Genomic DNA, 6,301 nt, shown 5'->3' with positions numbered 1-6,301 from the left:
TTAAAAGAAGAATATGGATTGCGGGAAGTGCAATGTCATAAGGAGTTGGGTAACATGAGAGCAGAGATTGTATCCATGGATGCAGAGCATCTGGATAAAGAAGCCATAAAAAAAGCAGGAGAGATTTTAAAGAACGGAGGTCTGGTGGCCTTTCCTACAGAAACCGTTTACGGACTTGGGGGAAATGCTCTGGACCCCAAAGCATCCATGAAGATTTATGCGGCTAAGGGACGTCCTTCGGATAATCCTTTGATCGTTCATATTGCTGACATTGAAAAGTTGAAAGAAGTCACCACTGAGATTCCGGAAGGAGCCAGAATTCTGGCTGAAAAATACTGGCCGGGGCCTTTGACCATGATCCTTCCAAAAGCGGATATTGTTCCGAAGGAGACAACAGGAGGACTGGACAGTGTGGCTGTCCGTTTTCCAAGTGATGTGATCGCACAGGAGCTTATTAAGGCTGCCGGCGGCTTTGTGGCGGCGCCAAGCGCGAATACTTCAGGCCGGCCCAGTCCGACTATGGCAGAACATGTAGAAGAAGATCTGGGAGATGCCATTGATATGATCCTGGACGGAGGTCAGGTTGGGATTGGCCTGGAGTCTACCATCGTCGATTTTACAGAAAAAATCCCTGTAGTTTTAAGGCCGGGATATATTTCTCTGGAAATGCTGCAGGAGACACTTGGAGAGGTAAAAATGGACAAAGGGCTTCTGATCACAGACAGCAGTGTGCGTCCGAAAGCTCCGGGAATGAAGTACCGTCACTATGCTCCGGAGGCGGATCTTTCTATTGTGGAAGGTGAAACAGAAAAGGTGATCTCCTATATTAATTCCAGAGCATCCGAAGCGGAGGAACAGGGAAAAACAGTAGGCATCATCGCAACAGATGAAACTGCTGATCTATACAAAGCAGGGGTTGTCCGCAGTATAGGCAGCAGAGCGGAAGAAGAAACCATTGCTCATCATCTTTACGAAGTTCTTCGGGATTTTGACGGAGATGGTGTAAGCGCTATTTTTTCAGAAGCTTTTTACACTCCCAAAATGGGACAGGCTATTATGAACCGCCTGCTTAAAGCGGCAGGCCATAAAATTATTAAAGTACAGGAGGAACAAAAATGATAGCATTAGGATGTGACCACGGTGGATTTGAATTAAAGCAGGAGATCAAAAAACATCTGGATGAACAGAAGGTGGAGTATATTGATTATGGATGTGAAGGACTGGAGGCAGTTGATTATCCTGTCTATGCAAAAAAAGTTGCCCGTGCCATCCAGAGCGGTGAATGTGAGAAGGGAATTCTGATCTGTGGAACAGGTATCGGAATTTCTATTACAGCAAATAAATTCAAAGGAATCCGTGCAGCTCTTTGCTCAGACTGCTTCAGCGCAGAGGCTACAAGACTCCATAATGATGCCAATGTACTGGCTATGGGGGGAAGAGTAGTAGGAGCAGGACTTGCACTGAAAATCGTGGATACTTTCCTGAATACCCCGTTTTCCAATGATGAGAGACATATCCGCAGGATCAGCCAGATAGAAACAGAGTAATCAAAAACAGTATACCGGGAGGGGTTTATAATGGGTGATGAAAAAAGAAAGGATTATATTTCCTGGGATGAGTATTTTATGGGGGTGGCAATGCTCTCCGGAATGCGCTCAAAAGATCCGAATTCCCAGGTGGGAGCCTGTATTGTAAGTCAGGATAATAAAATTCTTTCTATGGGATACAACGGTTTCCCCATGGGCTGTTCAGATGATAAATTTCCCTGGGCACGAGAAGGAGACGAACTGGATACAAAGTATCTTTATGTAACGCACAGTGAACTGAATGCGATTCTTAATTACAGAGGCGGCAGTCTGGAGGGAGCCAAATTATATGTTTCCCTTTTTCCCTGTAATGAATGTGCCAAAGCAATCATTCAGTCCGGAATCAAAACAATTGTGTATGATTGTGATAAATATGAAAATACTCCTTCGGTGATAGCATCCAAACGTATGCTGGATGCAGCAGGAGTCAGATATTATAAATATAACCGTACCGGACGGGAAATTAAATTTACAGTCTGAAAGGCTTGACAGAGGATATTTTTTCGCATACAATGAAATTCAGTTCAGGCATCTGCCTGATGGATAAAAAACGGCAGTGAAGAGAATAGTACATGCGGAACAATCTCAGAGAGGAATCCCGAAGCTTTTAGTTATAAACGGAGCGGTGGTGTGAGGATTCTGTGCGGGAAGTATGGAACCGGCCTCGGAGCCCCGTACAATTGAAGTACGGCGTAGTTCTGCGTTAAAGAAAAAGAGAGAGCAGTATATATCGGTCTGTGATATACAGAACGATCAAGGAGGTACTGCTAATCAGGGTGGTACCGCCGAAGTCCTTCGGTCCCTTTGCAGGGATTGGAAGGGCTTTTTTGTTGTTTTATCCTGTCCTTCCAGATCCCGGAAACAAGAAATAACTGTATTGAGAAAAGGAGAACGATCATGGCAAAAGAGAAGAAATTAGTAGAAGCCATCACTTCCATGGAGGAAGATTTTGCACAGTGGTATACTGACGTGGTAAAAAAAGCAGAGCTTTGCGATTATACAAGCGTAAAAGGATGTATGGTCATCAAACCGGCAGGCTATGCCATCTGGGAGAACATCCAGAATGAGCTTGACAGAAGATTTAAGGAAACCGGGGTACAGAATGTGTACATGCCGATGTTTATTCCGGAATCTCTTCTTCAGAAGGAAAAAGACCATGTAGAAGGCTTTGCTCCGGAGGTTGCATGGGTAACTCACGGTGGCCTGGATCCTCTGCAGGAACGGCTTTGTGTGCGTCCGACATCTGAGACTTTGTTCTGTGATTTTTATCAGAAAGAAATTCAGTCTCACAGAGACCTTCCAAAGGTTTATAACCAGTGGTGTTCTGTAGTGCGCTGGGAAAAAACAACACGTCCCTTCCTCCGCTCCAGAGAATTTTTGTGGCAGGAAGGCCACACAGCCCACGCTACAGCTGAAGAAGCAGAGGAGAGAACCATTCAGATGCTGAACGTGTATGCAGATTTCTGTGAAGAAGTTCTTGCTATTCCTGTGGTAAAAGGTCAGAAAACAGATAAAGAGAAATTTGCCGGCGCAGAGGCAACTTATACGATTGAGTCCCTGATGCATGACGGAAAAGCGCTTCAGTCCGGAACCAGCCATAACTTTGGCGACGGATTTGCAAAGGCTTTTGGCATTCAGTACACAGACAAAGAAAATAAACTCCAGTATGTACATCAGACTTCCTGGGGTATGACTACCCGTATGATCGGTGCGATCATCATGGTACACGGTGACAACAGCGGTCTTGTGCTTCCTCCAAGAATTGCACCGGTACAGGCGGTTGTGATTCCGATCCAGCAGCGTAAAGAGGGCGTGCTGGAGAAAGCGGACGAGCTGTTTGCAGCCCTGAAAGCAGCAGGCATCCGTGTAAAAGTAGATGATACAGACAGAAGCCCTGGATATAAATTCTCCGAGCAGGAAATGCGTGGAATTCCGGTTCGTATTGAGTGTGGTCCAAAGGATATTGAAAATGGACAGGCTGTGATCTGCCGCCGCGATACAAGAGAAAAATATGTGGTGACTTTCGAAGAACTTGCGTCAAAGGTTCAGGAAATCCTGGATACCATGCAGAAGGATATGCTGGAAAGAGCCCGTGCACATCGCGATGCCCATACCTATGTAGCTACAGATTATGAGACCTTTAAGGAGACGATCAATACAAAACCTGGATTTGTAAAGGCAATGTGGTGCGGAGACCAGGCTTGTGAGGATAAGATCAAAGAGGATGTTCAGGCAACTTCCAGATGTATGCCTTTTGAGCAGGAGCATTTAAGTGATGTCTGCGTATGCTGCGGCAAACCGGCTAAAAAAATGGTTTACTGGGGCAGAGCATATTAATATGAAGCTTGAGATACCTTCCAGTGCAGAAAAAATCCTGCGTGTTCTGGAAGAAAACGGACATGAGGCCTATGTGGTGGGAGGCTGTGTCAGAGATTCTATTTTGGGACGATCACCGGATGACTGGGATATCACCACATCAGCTTCTCCGGAGCAGGTAAAAGAACTGTTCCGAAAAACGGTAGATACCGGACTTCAGCACGGAACGATTACCGTTCTTATTGATAAAGAAGGTTTTGAAGTAACCACGTACCGGGTGGATGGTGATTACGAGGATGGCCGTCATCCACGGGAAGTGATGTTTACTTCAAGCCTGGAAGAAGATCTGAAAAGACGGGATTTTACCATTAATGCCATGGCATATCATCCGGACAGAGGTCTGGTGGATCTGTTTCATGGAATGGAAGATATGGAGCAAAAAGTAATCCGCTGCGTAGGAGATCCCATGGAGCGTTTTCGGGAAGATGCCCTTCGAATTCTTAGGGCAGTACGATTTTCTGCTCAGCTGGGATTTGAGATTGAGGAAAATACACGGGCAGGAATCCGTTCTCTTGCACCTAATCTGAAGAATGTCAGTGCAGAGCGGATCCAGGTGGAACTGGTAAAGCTTCTGGTATCGCCTCATCCGGATTATCTCAGGACTGCCTATGAAACAGGGATCACAGGAGAGTTCCTTCCGGAATTTGATGCATGTATGAAAACAGAGCAAAACACACCACATCATTGTTATACTGTAGGAGAACATACCTTGCAGAGTCTGTTGAAGGTCCGTGCAGACAAAGTTCTGAGACTGACCATGCTTCTTCACGATATGGGAAAGCCTGTGGTAAAAAAGACTGATGAAAATGGAAGGGATCATTTTAAACTTCATGGTCCTGAGAGCGAACAGATGGCGAAAAAGATTCTTCGGCGTTTGAAATTTGATAATGATACCTTGTATAAGGTATGCCGTCTGGTGAAATGGCATGATGCCAGACCGCTGCCGGAAATGGTTTCTGTACGCCGTGCTGTAAATAAGATCGGAGAGGATATTTTTTCGCTTTATCTGGAGGTGCAGGAGGCGGATATGCTTGCCCAGAGTACCTATAGAAGAGAAGAAAAAAAAGCCCGTCTCCAGGGAGTACGAAAGTGCTATGAAGAAATTCTGGAGAGGAAGCAGTGCATATCTTTGAAATCTCTTGCAGTGACCGGACGTGACCTGATCGCAGCTGGCTGTAAGCCCGGGCCAGGTCTGGGAGATATTCTGGAAGAAATGCTGGAGCATGTACTGGAATATCCGGAAGACAATACAAAAGAAAAATTGATGAAATTTTTTGAAAAAAATTAAGAATATGTAATGCAGGTCCGGATCAGAAAAATCCGGACCTGTTCATTTTGTTCAGGCACAAATATTTCTTATGCAGATTCAGATCTATCGTGGAAATCAGGTTTTGTCCTCATATTCTGCCCCCTTCTTTACATAAGATAGAAAGTACAAAAAATGAGGGGGAAACCGATTTGTATGATTATGGACTCAGTACCCTGACTCAGTACCAGCTGACAGTCAGAACTACAGCACGGATAAGAGGCGCGCTTCTTTGCCGTACAGACAGAGGAGATTACATCATTCGTGAATTTAAGGGATCTGAGAGAAAACTAAAAAAACAACAGGAACTTCTTTTAAAAATGAAGGATGCCGGATGCCTGGTGGATGTATATGTTCCAAATCAAGAGGGGGAGCTTATCTCTTATGACAGAGACGGGATACCATATACACTTCAGCTGTGGCTGGAAGGGCGGGAGTGTGATCCGAGATCAAAGGAAGAAATTCTGCTGGCAGTAAGAACTCTGGCCGCAATCCACAAAGAGATGCATCTGCCTTTAGAACCAGATTATGCAGAACCAGATCTTTCTGAGGAATATCGCCGTCATAATCAGGAACTTCGAAAGATACGCAAATTTATCCGAAAGAAGGGGCCTTCCAGTGTTTTTGAGAAAGAGTATCTGAACGTGGTGGAATGGTTCCTTGAAAGAGCTGAGCAGGCAGAGCAGATGCTGGAGAAATCTTTTTATGGCGAACTGTGCCGGGAGGCTTTGAACAAGGGGAGTATCTGCCATGGAGAATACAACCAGCATAATGTACGGATACTGAAAAATGAAGCAGGAGTGACGGGATTTTCACATTGGTGCTTTGGAATACAGGCAGGAGATCTTTATCGGTTTATGCGTAAAATCATGGAAAAATACAACTGGAATCAGGAACTGTCAGAGGAAATGCTGAAAGCGTATTGTGAGATCAGTGCTCTTTCCAAAGAGGAAAAAGAATATTTGAAGATTCGTTTTTCATATCCTGACAAATTCTGGAAAATTTCTAATTATTATTATACGCATAATAAAGC

The 6,301-nt window shown here is 44.8% G+C and carries 6 protein-coding genes; all 6 read left to right on the top strand.

All coding sequences use genetic code 11. The features are described 5' to 3' along the window. The first annotated feature begins 54 nt into the window (after positions 1–54). Positions 55–1,119 carry an L-threonylcarbamoyladenylate synthase gene (locus RDS42_RS11155; protein ID WP_308783731.1) on the top strand — a complete coding sequence of 355 codons (1,065 nt, stop codon included), beginning with the start codon at positions 55–57 and terminating at the stop codon, positions 1,117–1,119. After that, the gene (rpiB, locus tag RDS42_RS11150; protein ID WP_308783730.1) at positions 1,116–1,547 is read left to right on the top strand and encodes a ribose 5-phosphate isomerase B; all 432 of its coding nucleotides are present in this window, start codon (positions 1,116–1,118) and stop codon (positions 1,545–1,547) included. The genes RDS42_RS11155 and rpiB overlap by 4 nt, the downstream gene beginning before the upstream one ends. A gap of 30 nt (positions 1,548–1,577) precedes the next feature. Further along, positions 1,578–2,066 (top strand): dCMP deaminase family protein, encoded by a 489-nt coding sequence (locus RDS42_RS11145; RefSeq protein ID WP_308783729.1) that lies wholly within the window; start codon positions 1,578–1,580, stop codon positions 2,064–2,066. A gap of 417 nt (positions 2,067–2,483) precedes the next feature. After that, complete coding sequence (proS, locus tag RDS42_RS11140; RefSeq protein WP_308783728.1) at positions 2,484–3,923, top strand: proline--tRNA ligase; 1,440 nt, start codon at positions 2,484–2,486, stop codon at positions 3,921–3,923. 1 nt (position 3,924) lies between these two features. Further along, positions 3,925–5,250 (top strand): CCA tRNA nucleotidyltransferase, encoded by a 1,326-nt coding sequence (locus RDS42_RS11135; RefSeq protein WP_308783732.1) that lies wholly within the window; start codon positions 3,925–3,927, stop codon positions 5,248–5,250. Positions 5,251–5,420: 170 nt separating this feature from the next. Beyond that, positions 5,421–6,301 (top strand): phosphotransferase (locus tag RDS42_RS11130; RefSeq protein ID WP_308783727.1); only part of this gene is annotated, 881 nt, incomplete at its 3' end.

It is taken from the genome of uncultured Blautia sp. (genome assembly GCF_902497045.1).
Classification (GTDB): domain Bacteria; phylum Bacillota; class Clostridia; order Lachnospirales; family Lachnospiraceae; genus Blautia_A.
Note: the sequence above shows the minus strand (reverse complement) of the source record. Positions and strands in the feature narration are given on the sequence as shown.